The organism is Flavobacterium sp. EDS, assembly GCF_020991525.1.
GTDB lineage: Bacteria > Bacteroidota > Bacteroidia > Flavobacteriales > Flavobacteriaceae > Flavobacterium.
In genome coordinates, this window is record NZ_JAJMOZ010000001.1 from 271,639 (window position 1) to 294,322 (window position 22,684).

At 31.1% G+C, this 22,684-nt stretch carries 18 protein-coding genes and 1 tRNA gene; 5 read left to right on the forward strand and 14 right to left on the reverse strand.

From position 1 onward, the window contains the following. Positions 1-232 precede the first annotated feature (232 nt). Positions 233-1,201, reverse strand: coding sequence for an App1 family protein (locus LPB87_RS01205; RefSeq protein ID WP_230604492.1), 969 nt, complete (start codon positions 1,199-1,201; stop codon positions 233-235). Positions 1,202-1,263: 62 nt separating this feature from the next. Here LPB87_RS01205 and LPB87_RS01210 point away from each other — a divergent pair, with 62 nt between their 5' ends. Next, on the forward strand, positions 1,264-2,133 hold the full coding sequence (locus LPB87_RS01210) for a diacylglycerol kinase family protein (RefSeq protein ID WP_129537368.1): 870 nt from the start codon (positions 1,264-1,266) through the stop codon (positions 2,131-2,133). A gap of 44 nt (positions 2,134-2,177) precedes the next feature. Here the strand turns inward: LPB87_RS01210 and LPB87_RS01215 are convergent, their stop codons facing one another. Together LPB87_RS01215 and LPB87_RS01220 are read right to left on the reverse strand one after the other, a co-directional pair. Next, positions 2,178-3,323 (reverse strand): peptidogalycan biosysnthesis protein, encoded by a 1,146-nt coding sequence (locus LPB87_RS01215; RefSeq protein WP_230604493.1) that lies wholly within the window; start codon positions 3,321-3,323, stop codon positions 2,178-2,180. Between the two features lie 136 nt (positions 3,324-3,459). Beyond that, complete coding sequence (locus LPB87_RS01220; RefSeq protein ID WP_230604494.1) at positions 3,460-3,948, reverse strand: DUF1761 domain-containing protein; 489 nt, start codon at positions 3,946-3,948, stop codon at positions 3,460-3,462. 296 nt (positions 3,949-4,244) lie between these two features. Here LPB87_RS01220 and LPB87_RS01225 point away from each other — a divergent pair, with 296 nt between their 5' ends. After that, positions 4,245-4,550 carry a hypothetical protein gene (locus LPB87_RS01225; RefSeq protein WP_129537371.1) on the forward strand — a complete coding sequence of 102 codons (306 nt, stop codon included), beginning with the start codon at positions 4,245-4,247 and terminating at the stop codon, positions 4,548-4,550. 732 nt (positions 4,551-5,282) lie between these two features. Here the strand turns inward: LPB87_RS01225 and LPB87_RS01230 are convergent. The 3 genes from LPB87_RS01230 to LPB87_RS01240 all read right to left on the reverse strand — a co-directional run bounded on the left by LPB87_RS01230 (position 5,283) and on the right by LPB87_RS01240 (position 8,312). Next, on the reverse strand, positions 5,283-6,803 hold the full coding sequence (locus tag LPB87_RS01230) for a glycosyltransferase family 39 protein (RefSeq protein WP_230604495.1): 1,521 nt from the start codon (positions 6,801-6,803) through the stop codon (positions 5,283-5,285). 104 nt (positions 6,804-6,907) lie between these two features. Continuing rightward, on the reverse strand, positions 6,908-7,408 hold the full coding sequence (locus LPB87_RS01235) for a GNAT family N-acetyltransferase (protein ID WP_230604497.1): 501 nt from the start codon (positions 7,406-7,408) through the stop codon (positions 6,908-6,910). A gap of 184 nt (positions 7,409-7,592) precedes the next feature. Beyond that, entirely contained in the window at positions 7,593-8,312 is a 720-nt protein-coding gene (locus LPB87_RS01240) for a S24 family peptidase (RefSeq protein WP_230604498.1), read from the reverse strand. Between the two features lie 265 nt (positions 8,313-8,577). On the opposite strand from LPB87_RS01240, the gene LPB87_RS01245 reads away from it, so the two are divergent. Beyond that, positions 8,578-10,281, forward strand: coding sequence for a hypothetical protein (locus LPB87_RS01245; protein ID WP_230604500.1), 1,704 nt, complete (start codon positions 8,578-8,580; stop codon positions 10,279-10,281). A gap of 119 nt (positions 10,282-10,400) precedes the next feature. On the opposite strand, the gene LPB87_RS01250 is transcribed toward LPB87_RS01245, so the two are convergent. From LPB87_RS01250 to LPB87_RS01260, 3 genes are all read right to left on the reverse strand, one after another. Continuing rightward, positions 10,401-11,624, reverse strand: coding sequence for a PorT family protein (locus LPB87_RS01250; RefSeq protein ID WP_230604502.1), 1,224 nt, complete (start codon positions 11,622-11,624; stop codon positions 10,401-10,403). Positions 11,625-11,985: 361 nt separating this feature from the next. Then, a complete protein-coding gene (locus LPB87_RS01255; protein WP_230604504.1) occupies positions 11,986-12,981 on the reverse strand; it encodes a hypothetical protein in 996 nt (331 codons plus the stop codon). A 206-nt stretch (positions 12,982-13,187) separates the two neighbouring features. Further along, positions 13,188-14,054: a helix-turn-helix transcriptional regulator gene (locus LPB87_RS01260; protein ID WP_230604506.1), complete on the reverse strand. Its 867-nt coding sequence runs from the start codon at positions 14,052-14,054 to the stop codon at positions 13,188-13,190. A gap of 149 nt (positions 14,055-14,203) precedes the next feature. Here LPB87_RS01260 and LPB87_RS01265 point away from each other — a divergent pair, with 149 nt between their 5' ends. Continuing rightward, entirely contained in the window at positions 14,204-15,472 is a 1,269-nt protein-coding gene (locus LPB87_RS01265; protein WP_230604509.1) for a M24 family metallopeptidase, read from the forward strand. 85 nt (positions 15,473-15,557) lie between these two features. Here the strand turns inward: LPB87_RS01265 and LPB87_RS01270 are convergent. The 5 genes from LPB87_RS01270 to LPB87_RS01290 all read right to left on the reverse strand — a co-directional run bounded on the left by LPB87_RS01270 (position 15,558) and on the right by LPB87_RS01290 (position 21,290). After that, positions 15,558-15,629 (reverse strand) — tRNA-Glu (locus LPB87_RS01270). A 472-nt stretch (positions 15,630-16,101) separates the two neighbouring features. Further along, entirely contained in the window at positions 16,102-17,370 is a 1,269-nt protein-coding gene (locus tag LPB87_RS01275; protein ID WP_129537380.1) for a DUF2268 domain-containing putative Zn-dependent protease, read from the reverse strand. A gap of 554 nt (positions 17,371-17,924) precedes the next feature. After that, complete coding sequence (locus tag LPB87_RS01280) at positions 17,925-18,479, reverse strand: porin family protein (RefSeq protein ID WP_129537381.1); 555 nt, start codon at positions 18,477-18,479, stop codon at positions 17,925-17,927. An 87-nt stretch (positions 18,480-18,566) separates the two neighbouring features. Continuing rightward, a complete protein-coding gene (locus LPB87_RS01285; protein ID WP_230604511.1) occupies positions 18,567-19,721 on the reverse strand; it encodes a helix-turn-helix domain-containing protein in 1,155 nt (384 codons plus the stop codon). 357 nt (positions 19,722-20,078) lie between these two features. Further along, complete coding sequence (locus LPB87_RS01290) at positions 20,079-21,290, reverse strand: PQQ-binding-like beta-propeller repeat protein (protein WP_230604512.1); 1,212 nt, start codon at positions 21,288-21,290, stop codon at positions 20,079-20,081. A 280-nt stretch (positions 21,291-21,570) separates the two neighbouring features. Between LPB87_RS01290 and LPB87_RS01295 the strand changes: the two genes are divergently transcribed. After that, on the forward strand, positions 21,571-22,377 hold the full coding sequence (locus LPB87_RS01295; protein WP_230604513.1) for an SUMF1/EgtB/PvdO family nonheme iron enzyme: 807 nt from the start codon (positions 21,571-21,573) through the stop codon (positions 22,375-22,377). The last annotated feature ends 307 nt before the right edge of the window (positions 22,378-22,684 follow it).

Sequence of the window (22,684 nt, forward strand, 5' to 3'; positions counted from 1 at the left end):
AAAAAGAGCTTCTAAAGTCGCTTTTTTAAAACAGGAAATGCAGATTTTTTTATTCCGGGCTTTTTGCTCTATCTGGGCTATTTTTTAGTATTCAGTATTTAGTATTCAATATTTAGTATCAGTCGAATGTTATACTGAGCGGAGACGAAGGGCAATCTCAGTCAAAGAGTTAGTCTTGGTTTTTTGCTTTTCATCTTGCATCTAACACATTTTACAGCCCGCATTTCACAGATCACATTATAATACCAATCCTTTTAGAATGTTCAATAGCCTCGCTGCTATGCTTGAAATAACAAACAGAAACTTCAAGGTTTTCTAAATTTTTCAGAATAGTTTCTGTTGCTACTTTTTTATACTTGCCAGTTTGCCTTATATAAACTGCTTTTACTGTTACAGGAAATATTTTGCAAATTCTTTCATATAATATTGGATCATGTTGAGAGTCATCGCCTAGTAAAACATATTTTAGGTTTGGATAAAACTCCAAAACATGCTTTATTTTTTCAAACTTATGGTCATGATTTCCTCTGCCACTCATAAAAAAGTCAGACATTCCAGTTTTAATATCTTTTAATAATATTACAGCCCTTGGTAAATCATGGATTTTTGTAAACTGAATAATAAATCGATATAAATTCCATTCGCTGCTTGAAATATAGAAAAAAGCATTTTTTTCATTTTTATTGTTTCTCCCAGCTGAGCTTAGTGCTTGATAATGAGGTACGACATCATCAAATATTTTGCGATCATTTACGTTTCTAAAGAGTAGAATGTATAATTTTCTAAAAAAGTTCTTTGTGTGCGAGATTAGGAAAGTATCATCAATATCTGATATAATTCCTAAATTTCCTTCATGTGGTCTAATGAAAGATGCCGAAGAAGTTATTGTTTCACTTTTATGAGTAATACTAACTTCATAGTCCATCCATCCAAAACCAGTTTCTTGTTTTAGAGGGATACAAAATTTAAAAAAACCATCATCAAGGGTTTTTGTGTGGATTTGTCTATCACCATGTTTTAAATAAACATCGTAGTTGGGAATCGTTTTTATTTGAAAAAGTTTAAGAACCGAAGTAGCATTTTTGAAATTTTTCTTTTGAAAATCATAATCATTAGCCGTTGATGGTTTAAAAATGTGTCCCATCACAATTAGTTCCTGATCATTAGCATATCCGCGATATAATTTTAAAATAGGTTTCATTAATTGTGTACTTTTGGAATAACTAGTGTAAATTACTTTTGAATAAATATAAAGATAAAATTTTGAAACGAAATATCTTATTTGTTGTAAACCCTATTTCGGGTGATTTGGATAAGTCTGAGCTTATCGAAACAGTAAAATCCTATGCAGTAACCTGTCATATTAATTTAAAAGTTTATGAAACGACAGGAAAGAATGATGTTACTAAAATACAAGCGCTCTATAAAGAGCACTTGCCTAATCGGGTTATTGTTGCAGGCGGAGATGGTACTGTAAAGATGGTTGCCGAAGCAATGGAGCAATATGATGTTGTTATTGGAATATTACCTGCAGGATCAGCCAATGGCTTGTCTGTTGATTTAAATTTGCCAAAAACACTTGAAGAGAATTTAAGTATAGCTTTTCATAGTAATTATATCGAGATGGATATGATTTCTATTAATGGTAAAAAAAGTATTCATTTAAGCGATATTGGACTGAATGCCGATTTAATTAAGAACTATGAAGAAAGTAATATAAGAGGATTTTGGGGTTATGCATCACAAGCTTACACGACTATAAAAGAATCAGGAGATCCGTTTGTTGTAGCCATTACAGCAAATAACCAAACGGTAGAACATGAAGCAAGAATGGTTGTAATTGCTAATTCTCAAAAATATGGAACAGGGGTTGTAATTAATCCAAAAGGAACGGTTAATGATGGTAAATTTGAATTGGTAGTTTTAAAAAATTTAGATTTGATAATTCTTGGAAAAATAATCACAGGAAACATGCCTATTGACTCAGATGATATTGTTATTATTTCGACAGATAAAGCAGTAATGAAAACAAATTATCCAGTAAGTTTTCAGATTGATGGAGAGTATTGTGGAGCACAAACAGAACTTGATATTCATATTTTGCATAAGCAAATGAAAATTGCCATTCCTTAAGAATTTTAGATTGGTTTTGTCTTTTTATTAAAGAAGAAATATGTTTATTTAAACGGATTTCGTTCCTTCCAATCACTTTTTGGTTCTAGATAATTAAAAAGTTTGGCAATATTATGATTGATTAAAGCGTTGCTGTGTGTGATAAGTCCGTACATTTTAACAGGTTTTGCACCCACAGAACTTTTTATTTCCAGAGCAGTTCTGGCGAAAATAATTTCTTTAAAATCTTTGTTTATAGAAAATGCTATCATATCGTAAAGCATGTTTAAGTACAGCATTTTTTCGCGCTGGATGCTTTCGTCGTAACCTAAAAAATATGTATCCATGAGGGTTCCATTCATGATTAAGGTGTTGAAACCAATTAATTTTCCGTCGATAAAATAGCCGTAAAAAAGAAACTTATCTTGTAATGTTTCTTTAAAAACTCTAAAGTGATTTTTTGCTAAGAAAAAGGTGTTGAATGGAGCATTTTTGGCAACATGGTAATACAAGTCATAAATAGTATCTTCAAAAGCTATGATGTCATTTAGATCCATTTTCTTTTTCTCGATTCCCAAGGCTTTTTTACGAGTACGTTTGTATTGGTCACGATATTTTTTAGACAAAGCATCAATATAATCGGTTTCAGTTTTCCAGTTTTCATTGATCTTAAAAATCATGTTTGGCTGAATAGAAAATGTGTATCCTTTTTTAAATTCGGTAGAGAGGATCTCAATTTCTTTTGCCGAAAAATCTTTAATAGTTGTAATATGAATCTTCTTTCCTTTGGATTTAAAATCTTTTTTTAATGCATTAATAGCTTTGTGTATTAATTTAATTGCTTTTGGCTGGCTTATTTTCTCAGAAAAAGAAAATGCATTTTGTCCAGTAAGCATATTATTTCCAACAAATAAAACATGCGAAGCAAATTTTTTAAAAGCAAAATTACGAACTGTAGTTTTTACACATTGATCACGTTCTCCAAACGATTCTAATTTATTAGAATCTAAAAATTGCGTGAGAGCAATACCAACTAATTCAGAGTCTTTAAAAAGTCCAATATAATGGCACAGCATATTAGTTGGGGCAGATTTTTCTAATACCTCTAAATATTCTTTGGATAAAAAAATATTATGGTTAGCTAAATCATTCCATGATATAGGAAGTGACGCAGTGTTGTTGTAAATCTGGAAGGAATAAGATGCATTCAAGGTATGGGTACTATATTTTTCAAATTTACTTAATAATAACAGAATATTATAATTTATAGCTTATTTAGCTACAGTATACTTAAAAAAGAAATCCGTTTGATTTTTTATCTTTCAAACGGATTTTTATATTTCTATTTTATGCCCAAGCGCAAATAATTCCACCCATTATGGTTAAGGTAAGAATCCAGTATCCGGCATGAACGAAAATATATTTCCAAGATTTTCTTTCAAATAAACCGTTAATAGCAAGCATTGGAAAAGCAAAAAAGACTCCAGTTAGAAACCCATGAAGCGAACCGTGTTTAAAAGTGCGATAAGCAGTTCCATAATCGGCCATAAAAGCTGCAAAAGATGGTTTAGCACTTTCTAGCATCGGAGGACCTCCTACCATTCCTAGTGCTCCCGATTGATGAATAGTTAATGCCGAAACAATTATTGAGATCATTAAGGAAAAGATATAAGTTAATCCGAAAATTTTCAGCATGCTTCCTTTTTTAAGATCATCTGGAGTTATTCTGGCTTCTCTCATCCAGATTGTTCCAAAGACTTTAGGATTATACCAGATAAAACCAGTAACAAGAGTGGTTAGTGCTGAAGCAAAAAATGCTAAGATATTCATTTCCATAAAATTAGGTTTTAAGGTTAGTTGTTCAAATTTAATAAAATATTAAATACTAATTACATCGATTGAAATCATCTTAAAAAATTAGGTTTTTTGTGTTTAATATGTGTTTTTTGTGAAGTATTGATAATTAGGTGTTAAGGAAGTTTTGAATAAAGCAGTAATGAACTAACTGTAGTTATGCTTTTAAAATTTCAGAATTAATTATGAATGTAAAAGATTTTTATTAGTAAATTTATATTTCAAAAGGCTAGGGAAGCCTTATAAATGAAATTATACTTAATTTAAATTGATAAACTATGAGAGTACAATATCAGGGAGAACATAACGGAAAACCTACAACATTCGAAATAAGAATAATAGGTAATAATCTTTCAAAATCTAGTTCTAATTATCAAATTGATTTATTGGTAGGAGATAATAAATTGCCAATAACTTCATCAATGATTCATCAGAGTTTATCAAATTGTTTAAAAGATATTTACTTATTCCGAAAAGCAAATAATATTAAGTTTGATGCCACTTCAGAAAAAGTTTTACCAAATATAGTACCATATGATTTAGTACTCTATAACTATAATAAGAATATGCTGTTTATGGCATGAGGAAGGCGCTAAGGCTTTTAGAGGTAAAGGTTTAAAGTTTTAGTTTGAACATGATATTGTCATTCTGAGCGGAGTCGAAGAATCCCACGAATAGCTCCTCAAACTGTGTTGAGCTACTTGCGGTTCTTTTACTCTACTTAGGATGAAAGCATTAAGAAGCAGTTTTGTGTTTTTATGATTAAACTAAACTTTGTTTCTTTGGAACTTTAGCCCTTTCATTTCAATAAATATCAAAGAGACTATAATAATTATTTCAAGGATAAAATAAGTTAATCCCAATATTGTTAGCGTTTGAAAGTGATAGAATATAAGCCCAGTTGTGAGGCAACAATATAGGATATTAGCGACTACAATTACGCTAAGAAAGTTATTCCATTTGCTAGAAATAAAGTAATAACAGCATAAAGAATATAGTGCGAAAGCCAATGCTAAAGCAGATAAAAAGTAAAGAGTTTTTTGCGGCATGCCAAAAGCATTTTGAAATCGTATCAAGATAAATCCCAATAAGAAAGCAGTTAGAAATGCACCAATACTATCTAAAATAAAAATATTTTTTGGTTTAGAAATCAGTTTGGTTATTATTAATTGGATGCTGTTAATCATGTGTTTATAGTTTTTTTTACCTGTTCTTGGTGTTTATGAACTTCTGAAAAAAATATAGTATTGTTTTTAGGAAGATTTTACCATAATGACTTCGCTAAGAATACATGTATAGCTTTGTATCTTTGTTGCTCAGAATTTTTTAGAATCTTTAATTTCTTCAATAATTCGTTTATTAATATCAGTTTTTGCATCAGTAAATACAAAAATAGTTGTTTTGTACTCTCTGGCATTTTTGTTAGTGATAGAGCCAGCTATTTTAGATGTATTAAAATAGGGGCTAGTTTCTGCAAGTTCATTGTCTTTTTCATGGTATTCTTTCACGCGTATTAAGTTGGTATATTGTATGTCAAGCTTAAACCAATTTATATAATCGGCATTAAAAGAAACCGCTTTAATTCCTTTTTTTGTATAATAATTTATAGCACCAGCCTGACCATAATTATCACAAAGAATCAATGTTTTTTCGGGATTAGCAATGGTTGCATAAGCCGAATCGGTTTTACTGGCGAGTTCTTTCCATCCCAACATGTCGGCATAATCTTGTGGTAAATTATGGTCTTTTCCGTCTTCCCATCTAAGCATACCTAGTTTTTTATAGCCCTCAGGGTGTTTTATTATATATTCGGGACTTTTATTTGGGAATGATAAATTGTACATAGGGACAAAAAATAATAGCGGAATAGCGATGAATACTGGTTGCAGATAACGTTTCCAGCCTGATTTTAAAATTTCAGAAAGATATACACTACCAAAAGCGATATAAATAGGATATAGGCCTATGGCGTAATAAGCTTTGGCTTTGAAGTATAAGAAAACAAGTAGTGTGAAAATTATAGAAGCGAAAAAGAATCTATATTTTTTAAAAGGTTTATAAAACAATAGTGCATATAAAGATGAAAGAAGCACAAAGAAGGAGCCTATGAAATAAAGCAATTGCTTTTTTAAAAAGTCAAAACGATCCATATTAACTAATTGTGTCTCGGCTAGTTCTTTCATATGGTGAATAACTGGGAAATGGTTATTGTATTGCCATAAAAGATTGGGTAGTATCAGTACTAATCCTATAGCCAAGGCGATGTAAAGTTTTTTTTCTGTTAGCATTCGCCTTTGTTTAGACAATAAAAGAGCGGGAAGCAAACCTATAAGCAGGAAAAGTATATTGTATTTGTTAAGGAAGCCAAGGGCAAATACGATTGCTCCTATAAAGAGCCATTTTGTTTTTTCGGTATTGATGTATTGAATTATAATGTAATAAAAAGTAGTCCAGCATAATACATCTAATGAGTTGGGTTGATAAAGTATGTTTATTCGCAACAATGACGAAAATAGAATACAAGTTGCACCAAGAATCAAAGCGTACAAATTTCCGTTGAGTTTTTCAATAGTTTTCCAAACAATTAAGAGTGTCAAAACGCCAAAAAGGGCAGGGAAGAATTTAACCCAGAAAACAGAATTGCCTAATAATAGTATGATATAAGAAATCCAGGAGGTAGCAGGTGGTACTGATAAATAGCCCCAAGCCAAGTGATGCGCCTGATCGAGATGCAGGTATTCGTCACGTTGCAAATCATATTCAGGACTTATAAGTGAATATTGTAAGATAAATTTTAAAAGGATAAATCCGAGTAAGATTATAGTTTTTTTAGACATAGGTTTTGGGGGCTAAAAAAGGTTCTGTTAATTCTTTAGCTAATATATAATTTATTTAAATTTATAATATAGAGCTGTAAATTAATAAGTTATGGCTTATGTATTTATGCGTTTTGCTTTAATTCGTATTCGATATGATTATCCGCTAAATCGGCAATTTTGATAAAGTTAAGACGCTCCAAAAGTTTTATTGCATTCCTATTATCTTGAGATGTTTCGGCCCATATGCGGTTTAAACCAATTTGGCTGATACCGAATTCTATGGCCAAAGTCATTGCTAAAGACATATAGCCTTGACCGCGGTATCTAGGTAACAAAACACAGCCAAGTTCGCCAGCTCCACTGTCAAGACCGCGATAATAACCACAAGTTCCGACAATTTTATTTGTACTATTTTCTACAATGCCCCAATGAATTGAATTACCATCGCTGTAGTCTTTGTTAATTTTAGCCTGCATTTCTGCTGCTTGTTCCGCTGTTGTTGCTTGAACGGCATCATAATATGAAATTTCGATAATGTCTTTAATGTCTGTGGGAATGATTTGTCGCAACGAAATTGTAACGTCAGCAATATTTGGAAAACTAGAGTAGGGAGGTAAATTCATTATTTTTGGTTTTAACAGTTTGGTTCTTATAGTGTTTAGCTAATATATGATTTATTTTAATTTAGTTTTATATAGGAATGGTATGAAATAAGAAAGCTTCAGATTTCTCTGAAGCTTTCTTATTCTAGGACGTACTGTGAAGGAAAGAGATTAACTCTTAAATGTATTGTTATGTGACTTTAATTTAATGTGTAGCATTTATTCTAATAGATGCTTTAACCAGGGCTAGTTCTTTAATATTTGTAAAAAGAACTTCTTTAGGTTGGTGTTGCGTATTTTCGCTTACTAATTTTATCCAATCATCCCCTTTATCAGATTTCTGTATCCATTTAATCATTACTAATTCTTCAAGATCATCGGTTATTAGATAAACCAAATACATTTCGCCCCAAAAGATGTTCTGGATAACATTTTTCATTCTTTTATACATAATAATATCTCCGCTCTTTAAAAGAGGGTACATGCTGTCACCATTTACATGAATGGCGCCATCACATTTAGGTAAATAAGGTATTGATATAAAGTCTATTGGATCTTGATTTGCATCTTGAAATATTGAAGCAATTCCTGCAGGAGTTTGTATGTTATATAAAGGAACTTGTTGGTTTTGAATAGCCTCTTTATTTTCAGGATTGTAAGAATTAGTACCGGGTTCGTGAACGGAACCATTTTTTATATTGGATCGGTCTCCAAACTTATGAGATTTTAATATCATATCCCCATTACCAGTTAAAAGCCATTCCATGCTAACCTCAGGATAGGCGTTGAGTATATGCTCTATTTTTGATACGCCAATGTCTTTTACCTTATCTAAAAAACCATTAGAAAGCCCAGTTTCGATATAAAATTTTCTTCTGCTAATTCGTTTGTATTTAATAAGTTGTAGTATTCTATCGGTTATCATTTTATTTTTTTTGTAGATTATTTACTCAATTAGTTGTGATATGTAGGATATACTCTATATATTTGTAATATTATAAGAAAAGTATTAGGTAAATAACAAACGTACAAAAAAAAAGTACAAATATGATTAAGAAGCAGGGACATTAATACTTTGATTGACAAAAAGGATTGACAAACTTTTAAGTTTCGCAGTATTTAGAAGATCAAAAAAAATAATATTAGGTAGACATTAGAAAATGAGTTGTTTTAACATGTAAAAATGAATTATGGAATATCCGATTAAAATAGCAAAAAGTACCCCCCATTATGAACAATTAGTAAAAGCAATTTCAGACTTGCTTCAGTTTATTGAAGCAGGAGCAGTTTATGTGTCATATAAAGGCAATAATGATGCAGTTATAGTAACATTTATACTCAAAGAAAATTGCCGTCAGGACGGAGATGTATTGGGGGAAACTGCATTTAAGATTATTAAGTTATATCCCGATTTTGTTTTTAAATTCATTAATTCTAAATGGGCCGATTACGGATTTAGAAAAGGAAAACTATTTTTTATTCAGCATTGTACTTATAAGGAATTGGTTTATTTTGAGCCAGATTCAAAAGTGTTCTATCCAAGGTTAGCTATTTCAAAACATATAACTAAAAAAGCCAAAAGACGATTTGAGTTAGATATTGAATCAGCAGTGGTGATATTTCGGAATGTGTCGATTTATAGAAGAAGTAATAAGAGTATAGATACAGCCTTTGCAATGCATCAAACGTTGCGTTATATCTTTATATGTGCTTCAGAGTTTCTTATGCCAGAGTTTATTAGTTCGACCTGTTTATTAGTACACTACGATTATATTATTGATTTTGCACCCACATTTAAAGCCATATTAAATAAAGATATTCAAGAAGATAAAGAAATCTTAATTATGCTAAATACTGCATATAATAGTGTACAGCAAAATCTTGATATGGTAGCTATAGATCTTACACTGATAGATGTAGCAAAAGCCAAAATCGAATTAATGCATAGAGAGATTAACAGGCTCTTTTATGAATATATAAAAACGTGTAAGCAAAAAGTAAGAGCGTTAAATAATCAGGACTTTTTAGGAAGATCTATTTTTAATATTAAGATTCAGTCTAATTACATTATGAACGATGCTCTCTCCGGAATAAGTGATGTAATTACAGGATCCTTTAAGAAAGTAAGAGCAATATATTGTTTTGGATACACTACAATTCATGGGGATAATGGAGACAGAAGTGCAAATTATAGCAAGCAACTCCCTAGTTATCATTTTTATTTACTGGTACTTAATTTAGAACATATCGAAAATGGTGTAACACCATTGGAAACTCTGATACAAGAAAAATTTGGGGATAAGTACAAAGTGACTATTCTTAATCATAGTGTTAATTATTTGCGCAAGAAAAATCATAATCAGAAATATTTTTTTAATGCAATTATATCAAATGGACTTTTGATATATAACAATCCTTTATTTCTTATTTATTCTAAAACTTTTGAATTAGAAAGGGAGATTGATTTTGTTAAAAAATTTTATGATAGTAAAATGGTACTGGCGCAACAATTTCTTAGTCTTGGAAAAGATTGTCTTAGTGATGATGCGACAACTATGGAAAATGAATTTTTGCATAAAGCGATGAAGCAAATTGCAATTGCACATATTCATTTGTTTTTAGGATATCATACAGGTAGGTTTTCAATGAGTACTTTATTTCATTTGTTGAAATATATACAAGAAATTGAGCTTCCTTTTGCTTATGCAGATAATGAAGAGAATTTAATATTTCAATTCCTGTCTTTTAATTCAGAAAGGGTAAAGTATAAAGAAGTACTAAGGAACGCTACAGAATATAATAACTTTCTCAAAGAGATTTGTGTTGGTTTTTTTGAGCAGGCAGAGTTAATGGCCAAAAAGGAATTTATAAGACTAGAGAATGAAAGCAAGTAATACTTTTAGATTTGAGTTTTTTGTCTAGATGATAAGATTTAAAATAATTATGTCTCAAAAAAAAACAAAAGCTTCAGGTTTCCCTGAAGCTTTTGTTTAGTATAGTTTAACGTGTTTTGTTAAAATATTGTGTATCCTATAATTACAGAAAATGAATTATAGTCTGCTTGCCAAAAAGAATACTTAGATAGTAGTTGTCTGTTTGTTTGTAGTCTTACTTCTAAGCTGTATTTATTCATAAATTTATAACCAGCTCCAATTCCGAAATTACCTCTAGATCGATCTTCTGCAGAGCCAAATCTTGCTCCGTCTGCTCGGGTGTACTCAAAAGATTTATTTAAGGTAATATTAAAAACGTATGAAAGATTAGCAAAAAGTTTCGATTTGTCATTAAGGAATAAATAATGTCTTAAACTTAACGGAACCTCAATCGAAGAGTATTCAATTTTTCCATATAACTTGCCTCCATATATTTGGGTGACATCAATCGAATTTTCACTGCTGAAACTCTGATAAGTTGGCTCAATTGCAATAGCCCATTTGTTTCTATTATAAGGCAATATGAATTCAGCCTCAAGTCCAATACCAAAGCCTAATTTATTTCCGAAATCAATTTTTTTTGGGTTAGAAATATAATTTTGTGAAGATGCAGAAGTGTTGTTCAAACGAGGTCTGATAGATAAATTGAATAGATCTTGTTTTGTCTTTTTTTCATAATTAATATAACTTGAATTGTTACATTTATTATATTCAGTAAAAAATTTAACTAAATCCTTTTCTCTATATTGTAAATTTCTAACATCAGTTATTTCAATTGAAGAACATTGTAAATCATTCCATAGTTGTTGTCTAAAATGATTATTTTGAGCTATTTTATCGATTGAACTTAGGTATTTTTTATAAACTAGTTGTTCCAGATTAGCGTTGTCTACACTGTAAAAGAACTTGAGAGCGTTACCGTTGTCATATAAATATAAATTAGCTTTTCCTTCAACTAATACGTTTAAAAAAAGTTGTTCTTCAACAAAAACTGGATTTTTGTCAGTATTCAAGTCATCAAGTTTTGTGCTTGATTTGTCTATTTTTACAGTTCTACGGATGTATTTTATATTATTGTATATCGAAAATTCTTTAATCGAATTAATAGACGCAATTTCTAGCTCACCATCTTCAGATAATTTATATTCAAATGTAGTTGGGTTGCTTCTCCAATCTACGTTTTTAATTAAACAATCGATTTTTTGTCCTGAATTATCTACATAGTACCCTTTTTCGAAAATAATTTGAGAGTAGGCATTGAAGCCTAAGAACATGATTAAGAGTAATAAAAGGTGTTTTTTCATTTTTGTTTTTAGTTAATTGTTAAAGTGGTTTGGTTTTTTAAATGATGTTAATGTAAAAGGGTTTTAGGTTAAAAAAAGTACAACTACTGATCCATATAATTAAGCCTCTAATAGTGAGATTAAACTTAGTTTTATTAGAAGTTGTATCTATATTAAGGTGTCTCTTAAAACGATGGCGAATATATAATTTTAGTTGTAAATTCTTATGTTTTAAAAGATTATTTGCAAATAAAAAACTTACTTAGTTATATATTTAAGAATTGTTAGTTGCTTACGAAGCATGCTCATGTTTACGTACACAAGTACATATCTAAGTTTTTTATGATGCAGTATTAGGGTAGCTTTGATAGTATTAAATTGACTACATTTTGCGGTTCAGACGCTTTATTCTTAATCTTATAACTTGAGGTACAAAGCAAACGAAAAGCTGAGCACGTCTCCATCGATAGCATTTCTGGAAAAAGAACATGGCTACAAATAGAAATACGCCTGTTCCAATAGCTACCTGAAAAGGATAGGAAAGTATATTTTCTTGGGGAATAATCATCGGGACAAGAGCAATTGCGCAGGCAGGAGCAAAAGGTTTACCGACAATTTCAAAAAGTATAAAAAGGCATGAAAATAGTAATAATACCGTATGTACTAGAGGTAAACCCAATTTTGAATGAAGGTAATATTGAAAAAGAGTTCCTAAAACAGCAGAAATTACCATTATTGAATAAACCTGAACTGGACGATTACGAAAACCAGCTTTAGATGAACTAAATTCTATAAACATCACCACCAACGGAGGTACTATAAGATATATTTGACCAGTAGATACTGGAATTACAGCTATAAGCAGTAACCAAAAAAATAACTTGATCCAGTGTTTCGGATTATGGATGTACTGTTTTTTGTTGTGTAAAAGGGGAGTTTGGCGTAATTTATTTTTCTCTAGAAACCACTGCCCTGTAACCACTAAGATACTCATGATAAAAACAGAAATAGGGTACACCAATGAATGAGTTCCCATTAACACAGGTAACATTGCTGCAGATGTTATAGGAATTAGCGTGGTACGTGAAGTAATAAGACATAGCGAAGTGAAGACAAAGGAAATGGCAATATTAGCCAGTAACGGAAACGGAGAATAACGAACAAGCAGGATTCCGAAAACGGCACAAACAGTCATTAGTACAATTAGCATGGGTCTGCTTACAGTCCATATTTTTTTATCTATAACCCATAAACCAAGAACTAATGCGGCCATTTCGGGAAATAGAATTTCTTTTTCATCTAGCCATTCCGAAACTCCTATCATTAAGCCAATCATGATGAGTGCAAATAGGTATCGGATTAATTTATGTTTGTCCATTTGAGTTGCTATAATAAAAAAAAGTCTTGTTTGTATGCAAAATTAAGATGTTCAGCATACAGAAGCAATGGACAAATATGGATATTACCTAGACAAATCTGCTATTGAGGATGACTTTTATTTGTATTATAGTCTTTCTCAAAAGAGTCATTTCGAAAAACCAAGAATTTAGTTAAGTAGCTATAAAGTAGTATGTAATTTTTATTTTACTTTCTGTATTCAGTAGGAGTCATATTTGTGTATCTTTTAAAGTAACGGCAAAATAGTGAAATATCAGGAAAGTTAAGTAAGTCGGTAATTTCTTGAATGCTTGTATCTGTTGTTTTAAGAATAGATTTAGCATGAGTAATAACAGCTTCAGTTATCCATTCTGAAATCGTTTTTTTTGTTTGTTTACGTATCGCAGTCGTTAGATATTTAGGAGTCAAATTCATTTTATCTGCATAGAAAGTAATGCTTCTTTCTTTTTTGTAGTATTTCAGCAGACATTGAAAAAACTCGTTGGTTAATTGTTCAGGTCTGCTTATCTTTTTTGTAGTATAATTTCTTTCGGTATATAAAGTTCTTATATCTATAATTAAGGCACAAAGCAGATAGCTAAGAACATCTTCTTTTCCTTTTTCTTGTTTTCTATAATAATGTGTAGCAATAGAACTATGATGAGCTTGAAACAGGTTGAGGTATTCATCGCCTAGTAACTGGCATGGATTACTATTTATTTTCTCTAAAAGATTGAAATCGTTAGCAAATTCAATTTTTGAAATAAGATCATATGAAAAAAAGATAGTGTCAATATGTAAATCGTTAGAAATCTCAATTGGATCCATCATCGAATCGGGTAAAACAACCATAAGAGTGCCTGGCTTTAATTCTTTTTCCTGAAAGTTGATTTTTAGTTTAGCATATCCTTTTACACATATCGCACAAATAATTCCATCTACTAGATGAGGATGATCTGTTAGGCCTATTCGTACTGCATCTGAGGATCTGTTTACTGCAATTCCTTTTATCTCTTGTAAACCAACTTCTTTGGCTACAGCAGCAACATCATAAGATCTTATTTTTTCTTTCATAATAAGGTGTATTTGCACTTTATAAGTCTAAATATAAACTATTAATGTTAAAATAAAGAACATATTGCACAATTTATCTCCGTTTTTGTTAAGAGTATTTGGTTCAGCTTGCTTTTACTTTGTAATAGTTAAATTAAAAGATTACAGTTATGAAAACAAAATTGAATATTCCGGCACCTTTGACATTGAAGGAACGTGATCGTCGTTGGCAAATAGCTCGCACTATTATGGCAAATAATGGCTTAGATACCCTTATTATTTATGGAGATCGTGAGTCGGCAGCACCAGCCCCGTTTTGTATCGATCATTATTTTACAAATGACAGACTTGGTTCTGTGGTTGTGTTTTATAAAGATAAAAGTCCTGTTGTTATTACTTTTGCTCCAATGATGATTGCCGACCATATGCAAGCCGAATTACGCGGCGATCAGCAGTGGATCGCACCAGAGCAAATTTATGTCGGGAAAACAGGGGAGAACATTGGGCGAATGCTTAAAGAAATAGGATTGCCTGAAAATCCCAAAATCGGAATCATAGGATTAGAGCCATATCCACCGTTTTATTTTGATGGTGCACTTCCACATCGTACATGGAAAGGAATAATGGAAGCATTCCCTAAAGCAGAACTCAAGCCAGTATTTTTAGATTTCTTTAAACTTGCAGCACCCAAAAGTGAAGAAGAATTAGCATTAGTGAAATATGCAGCTATGATTGGAGAAGCGATGAGTGAAGCCATGCGAATGACTGTAAAACCGGGAGTAAGTGAAGCAGAAATTGCAGCCGCAATAACTTCTACTTGTATTTCTATGGGGGGATTTACTGCAGAAATATTGATGGGATCAGGACCTGAATATATGGGATGGGGGCCACCAGCATGGCAATATCGCTCACAAGCTCCTCGTATTATTCAAGAAGGGGATATTGTATTATCAGAAATATTTGCCCTTTATGGAATGTATGAAACGCAACATCAAGCAGCAGTTGCTGTTGGAGAAATTCATCCCGATTTAGAATGTGCAGCACAAGTGGCTCGTGAATGCTACGAATTAGGCGTTGCTAGCTTAAAGGCAGGGACTACTTTTGGAGAAGTGGTTGATTGTATGGAGAAACCGCTGTTAGACTCTAAAGGATGGCATGTACATCCGCTTATTCATAGTATTAATCCGTATGGGCCAATCGGATTTGGTACAGCTCCAGGTATTGAGATTTTGCCTCAAGCTAAAAGATATGGTAATGTAGGAAGACTGCCTAATCCGGGAAGAGACATTGTTTTGCAGTCTGGAATGACCTTTGCTTTTGAGCCTAATTGTGCTTTTGGAAAACATCTAGTAAATTTAGGAGGAACAGTCGTTGTCGGAGAAAATGGAGGGATAGAATTGAATCATAATGCTACACATTTGATGCGTGCCGAATATTAAAAGTAGATTTTTACTTATAAGCGCAGGTTAAGATAAAACCTATTGCATAAAAAAGCTTCAGATTTCTCTGAAGCTTTGTTTTTAGTAGCCCGTAGCGGAATCGAACCGCTCTTACATGGATGAAAACCATGCGTCCTAACCGATAGACGAACGGGCCTGCTTTTGTATTGCGAGTGCAAAATTAGAACTAATTTTAAGATATACAAGTAAGATCTAAAAAAAACTTTTTTAATTATTTTGGAAATATTGCATTTAGAGATAATCAATCGAAAATAAATTTAATTAATCAAGATGTATTTATTTGATTAATAATGGTTTGTTTTGGATGGAAAAAAGGGTAAGGAGTATTTATCTCTTCTTAATATCAAATGAAATTTTTTTTATAAAATTGAAATTTATTTATTTTGAAAGAATAATCTTGTGGTTTTTGCATTGTGTTTTTTTAAGATGTTCACTATCTAAAGGGATTTAATGAGAGGTTACACTACTATTTCCCGACTTCGTTTCAGTAATCTATCATGTAAATAAAATTTATATTTTCTAAACTGAGTAGTAAAGCAGTCTAAAAAAACAAGAAAGCTTCAGAGAAATCTGAAGCTTTGTTTTAGTAGTTATAACGGAACACTACTTTATTTTATCCTGCTTACTTTATCCTCCCAACCGCTTTCGGCTAAAAATTTTCTATAATCTTGAATATTTAGTATTTCAGAAATGGCTTTCTTTTTGTCTTTTGCATTTTCGTAATATGCTTTACAAATTTGGTAACCGATCCAATAACCTTGGTCTGGTGGATTGTTTTTTGAAGATTGTTTTGAATTTGCAATCCAATTATTGTATCTGTTAAAATACATGTCTTTTGTGAACTTTTCCCAAATTGCCTTTTCTTTTCCTTTTGCCCAATTCATTAAATCTGGATTTGCAGTGTCTCCACTTATCAATTCACCAATAAAATCTGCCGCTCCCTCAACTATTACATAACCTAAGGTAATGGTGTCTCTCTTTGTTTCTTGTTGAAAGTGAATAAGCTCATGTGCAATTAAGTTGGGTAAATATTTAATTTTGTTTAATCTTGTTTTTAGCCCTTCACTTAATTCATCTGTTGGTATTTCGTCACTTTGACTTGTTTGATTTAAGCCAATTAATAAGCCATTTTTTGAAATGGTTCCGCCACTTGTAAAAGCACCAATTACAAAATAAATATCTGGATATTTAGCAGTAGGATAGATATCTTTTAAATTTTGAAATGATTTTTTAAAATCCTTTTTATAATCATCAACTTTTAAAGTGTTTTTTCGGATAGATTGATAAAACTTAGGAGCAGATTTTATATGGTTTATAAACTGATCAATACTACCAACTTTACTACCAAAATAATCATTCATTCCAATGCTTGCTTTGTCAAAGTAATTAGTCTTAAAAATCTCTTTGTACTGAGTCGGGTTTTTGTTGGCTAAATCGTATGCTTTCCAGAATCTATGAATATCTTCAGTAAAAAACGAAACTTTTGCGGGATTGCCGTTTAGCTGTTTTGTTACTTTAAGTTTTTTTACAAGATTATTCCATTCGCTATTTCCATGAAGTGAATTTAAGTCAGAATCATTTATAATATTTAATTTATCATCATAGCCTAGATCTACAGCTTTGTTTATAAAAATTAAAGCACTGTCTTTTTTATTTTGAAGAGCCAAACAACAAGCTGCATTATAGAAAGAGCTTCCTTTTCTATTGGGGAAATCAGCAAACTGTGATGCTTTTATATAAAAATTTGTAGCTAAGTTGTAGTTTTTTTCTTTGTACAAACTATCTGCAATGGAACTGTAATTTATTAAAGATTCGTTTTGCCCGAAACTATTAATGTTGAATAAGAGTAAAAGTAATACAATTTTAAAATGTCTCATTTTCAAATTTCTATTTGTTAATTTATTGGAAGGTTTCATTTAGGTGGTACTCAACGTCAGCTTATCTAAAAACGTATGAGCATCATTTCTCAAGTAAATGTAATTGATTTTTACTGCGATATTTCTTATTGGGACAAAATAAGAAGTTCATTTTCAAAAAATAAATGCTTTAAAGATTTTAAAAGCATCTTAAAGCTTATAATTAGTTGATCTTTAGGATATATTCTAAATTGGTATAAATTTAGTTAGTTCTCCAAAGTATGCGAATGAAAAACTGCGAATGTTTCCTGACTTCGTTCCCGCAATCTTTATCTAGGAAACAAAATTGATGATTCTTAAACGGAGAAGTAAGTAGTTTAAAAATAAAAAGCTTCAGATTTCTCTGAAGCTTTATTTTAGCAGCTCTAACGGGACAATTCTCGAACCGTTTTGTGAATGATTTAAGGACATTGAAAGAGCAAAATGATTAATTCAAAATTTCCAGATCCTCTAAGAAATGATGAGTTAATACATTTATGATGCAGCTTGTAATTTTATTATAGTATTATTAAGTTTTAGAAAAAGAAATAACCAACTGATAGCTGGAATACTCCGTTTTTATTTTTACTAGAAGATCCTTCTATATTATTGATATCAGTTAATCCCAGATTATATCTTGCACCAAAATTAAGTCCGTTGTCAAGTTTATAGCCTACACCAAAATTAACACCAAAATCAAAAGTATTAAACGAATCTTTTACATTCGTTTTCTCATTTTTAGCGGCAAGTAAAAAACCTATTTGTGGTCCAGCTTCAAGACTCAATCCTTTTGTTAAATAATATTTTCCCATTAAAGGAATGTTCAGATAACTTAAGGCAATTGTATTATCGTCAAAACTATATCCCTGACCAGAATACATTAATTCAGGTTGAAAAGAGAATTTATCAGAAAGTGGAATTTCTGATAAAACACCAAAATTAAATGATGTTACGACATCTATACCTTTGGTATCATCTCCGCTGATAGATGCAAAGTTTAAACCTCCTTTAGCTCCAAATTTAATTTTTTGGGCATTAACATTTGTAAATCCTAAAACTGTAATAACAGTTAGTAATAAAAATTTTTTCATAAAAAGTGATTTGAATTATTAAGTGCAAAATTCACATAAGAAAAACTAGAAAAGGTTTCAAAAGCTTAAAAATGTATAAAATGGTACTTATTTGCTGGTATTTTTATATTCATTTGGTGTTTGACCAGTAACTTTTTTAAAGGCTTTATAAAAAGTCGTTTTTGAAGTAAATCCAGATTCTAATCCCATCGCCAACAAATTATAGTTTTCATATTCCGAATTTGATATCATCTCCTTGACAGCCTCCACTCGATATTGATTGATATAATGGGCAAAGTTGTCTCCTGTTATCGTGTTTACTATTTGTGAAACATATCCGGAGCTTATACCTAGTTTTTCAGCGACCTTTTCTCGGTTTAATGTACTATCAGTATAAATGTGTTGCTCTTTGCAAAGAAGTTCCAGTTTTTGAAAATAAAGATTATCTGCCGTGATAGATTCTCTGTATTCTTCCTGGGTATTATTTTCTTCTGATAGGCTGGTTTCTATAATTTGGAGATTGGGAGACGAAACAACTAAATTTGTATTTAGAAAATTATAGATGGCATCTTTATTTTTGGCAAGCCTATATTTGTAAATTCCTATATAAGCTGTCCAGTGCATTATTAATGTTGCCGATATAGCCACCCCACTCATGGTAGAGGAAATATCTAATTGAAAAAACAGACCAATCAAATAGGTCGTTAGCCAGATAAATAAGAGCAAATACATGATAGTTAATAAGGTAATGACCCATTTTCTCTCTTGAGGGTCTTTTAAATGCCTTATCATAAAATAAGAGTAAAGAGGTAGAAACAGGATGATAATAATGGCCAATAAAATCTGAATCAGCTGAAGTATATTGATTAGGTACATGTAGGACTCAGGGATTTTATAAATTCCTGCTACATGATCAAGTTGGATTGTAATATTAAGAGTAGAGGCATAGACAAATGGAATATAACACAAATAAATTTTTTGTCTGTTTTTTACCGCATCATCAATACGGTTTATAATAAACAAAAATGTGAAAACAGGTAATAGAAATACCCAATCGATAGCGTCTATAAAAAGTATTAAAGGATAGGATGTAAATACACCTTCAATTTCAAAAACATAATTTAATAAAACAATGGAAAGTGCAAATAGTAAGAAGGCCAGGTATTTATTTGAATTACTATTGAATATAGAAGACTTTAAAATAATTAAGCCTAAGACTATTCCCTGAAAAATCGCAATATTTAAAAGTGTTGTATAAATCAATTTTTTAATATAAAAGTTGTTTTAATATTTTTTCAGGATATTATGATAATTAGTCATTTTTTTAAAACGTAGCTTATTTCATAATAATTGACAAGGCGAATTTATATTAATGCTGATGAACTTTCTTAAGGGATTAAGAAATGATTAACTAAAATGACCCGCTCCCCGAAGCGTTCTCATACAGGCGAATGTCTTCTAGCTTCGCACTTGTAATCTGAATCAGAGATTGTTTTGTAAATTTACACAAACAAAAAAAGCTCCAGATTTCTCTGAAGCTTTGTCTTAGTAGCGGATAATATTGAAACTTAATTTTATTTTGATAAAAGCATTCTGATGCTGAGAAAGTTTCTTTTCTTGTTATTGAATTAATTTTATGTATGCACTATAGATGTCGTCCTTAAGAGAGGTTCGCATATAATATACAATTTCTTCTTTATCTTTTATATTGTATTCAATTAAACCAGCATCACAATAATAATAGAACAAGTTGTCATCTTCAGGAAATTCGATATTTGAAACAGGTAGGGTTGTTAATTTAATTTCTAATACTATTTCACCATTCGTTAAGTTTAGTTTAAAAAGTTTTCCTTTACGAGTATATCCCCAAATTGTATCATCATGTTCGGTAATATATTCGATATTATCATCTTTAAAATCAGTTTTCCATAGCTGAGCTCCTGTTTTTGAATCAACAGCATATACAGAAGAAACTGTGGAACCTTGTGCAGCGAAATATACTTTTTTGTCTTTGCAGAATATGCGTTCCTTGATATTATGTTGATTTTCATCTAATTTATATTGCCATAAAATGTCTAGTTTATTAGGACTTAAGGCAAAAAGAAGATTTTTTTCATTTGCTATAAATATATTCTCACCATCTGTTACAGGTTTTCCATGCATAGGTTCTTCAAAGCTTTTTTGGCTAAGAACTTTTCCTGTATTGGCATCAAAGCTATAAACATTCGAAGCACTTTGAGTAAAAATTTTGTTATCAAAAAAGAGTACTGGAATGTCGTTATTTGGAGTGTCTAATTTGTAGCTCCATGATAAACTCCCGTCTTTTATATTAAGAGCATATATGTTACTGCTTTGATCTTGATTTTGAGCAGTTATATACAGTTTTCCACCATTTATAATTGGAGTTTGATCTTTTAGAACGATTTGATCAGTAATATTGCCTAATCTTGATTTCCAAAAAGCCTCACCAGTTACGTTGTCTATTGCAAAAATTTCACCGTTTATAAACGGAACATATATAACGCCATCATGTATGGTTACTTTATTTGCACACATTTCAGTATTAGAATCTGTAGCTTTTATAGTCCAATTAATATCTTCGGAGTCGAAATCATATGAAAAGATAGAGCCATCGTAATCATAAAGTAGGATTGCTTCTTCGTCTAATTCAACTTTTTTAAGCGGACTTATAACCTTATTAGTAACTGCTTCACTAAGAGGTAATTTATCATTAGAATAATTCGTTTTATCAGGTTTTGATGTGGCTGTAATTTGGCCAAACATATTTATAACAGTAAATATAAATAAGATAGTTATTAGTTCTTTTTTCATTTTTATTTCTAATTGTAATGTTTGATTTGGGTTCAGTATTTTATTCTTAAAATACATTAATGTTGGCAAATATAAACGAAAAAAGCTTCAGGTTTTTCTGAAGCTTTTGTTTTAGTAGTGGGAAACATTCAAATAGCGAATCAGTTTATTGAAGATTGCGAGAGAATTATTGCTTATAAATTTTAATGATTTATATTGAGAAAATATTCCCAATTTGGATAGCTTTGTGTGGTTTTTTGCACACATTAAATAAGTTAACGGTAATTTAAAAACAGACATTATGACAAAACAGACATTTATACTCTTCCTTGGGCTTTTGATACTAAATTCCTGCAGACAAGACAATATTGACTATGTTTTTGTAGAGGGCGGGGCTTTTGAACAAGGTAAAAACAAAATCGTCATTAGCCCCAAAGGCGACACAATAAATGGTTTTACAAGTCCACACCGAATGGTTGAACTTGATGATTTTTATATAAGTAAATATGAAATAACCGTAAAACAGTTTAGAGAGTTTTGTGAAAAAACAGGCAGAAAAATGCCTGAAGCACCTATTGAAAACGCTCATGGAATAAAAGTATATTATAAATGGATAGACGAAAACCCGATGCTTGCAACTTGGGATGAAGCTAATGACTTTGCAAAATGGGCAGGCGGAAGATTACCAACGGAAGCAGAGTGGGAATATGCCGCTAAAGGAGGAAAGAAAACTAGAGGCTATAAATATAGTGGCAGTAATAATCCAATCGAGATTGGATGGGTAAAAGAAAACTCAGACAGCACCTTTCATAAAGTGGGGTTACTTAAACCTAATGAACTAGGGATCTATGATATGACTGGAAATGTTGGTGAATGGGTTTTTGATTGGTATAACCCTGAGAAAGATAGTTTAGTGAGTAAAAAAAATCCACAAGGACCAACAGAAGGAGCATATAAAATTTCGAAAGGAGTTAGCTGGTTTTACGAAACCCAAAGCGCTGATGGAAAGCCATTAGAATATGGAATTCATATGCCAGAAGTTAGATACCAATCTCCAAAAGGTACACGAAATGATGGATTTGGATTTAGAATCGCGAAAAATAAATAAAAACTACTGTCAGTACTTACTACAGTAGATTTGGGCAATAGGCTTAATAGAAAGTTGGTTTTGTATTTAGGATGATTTACGTCGGCTGTTCGTTATCGTTTGGTTGGCAATATGAATAATGGGATTAATTTAGTTTTAAAGCCACTGTAGTCTCAAAATGTTATGCCGGATTACTACATTAACGATAAATAACTGCTTGTAATTAGCGTTTTTATAAATAGTAATTCTAACAAAGACTTTAGAATTAAAAACTGAATTCGTATATTGTTCTGCTAAATTTAACTATACCAGTTGTATACATTTTAAA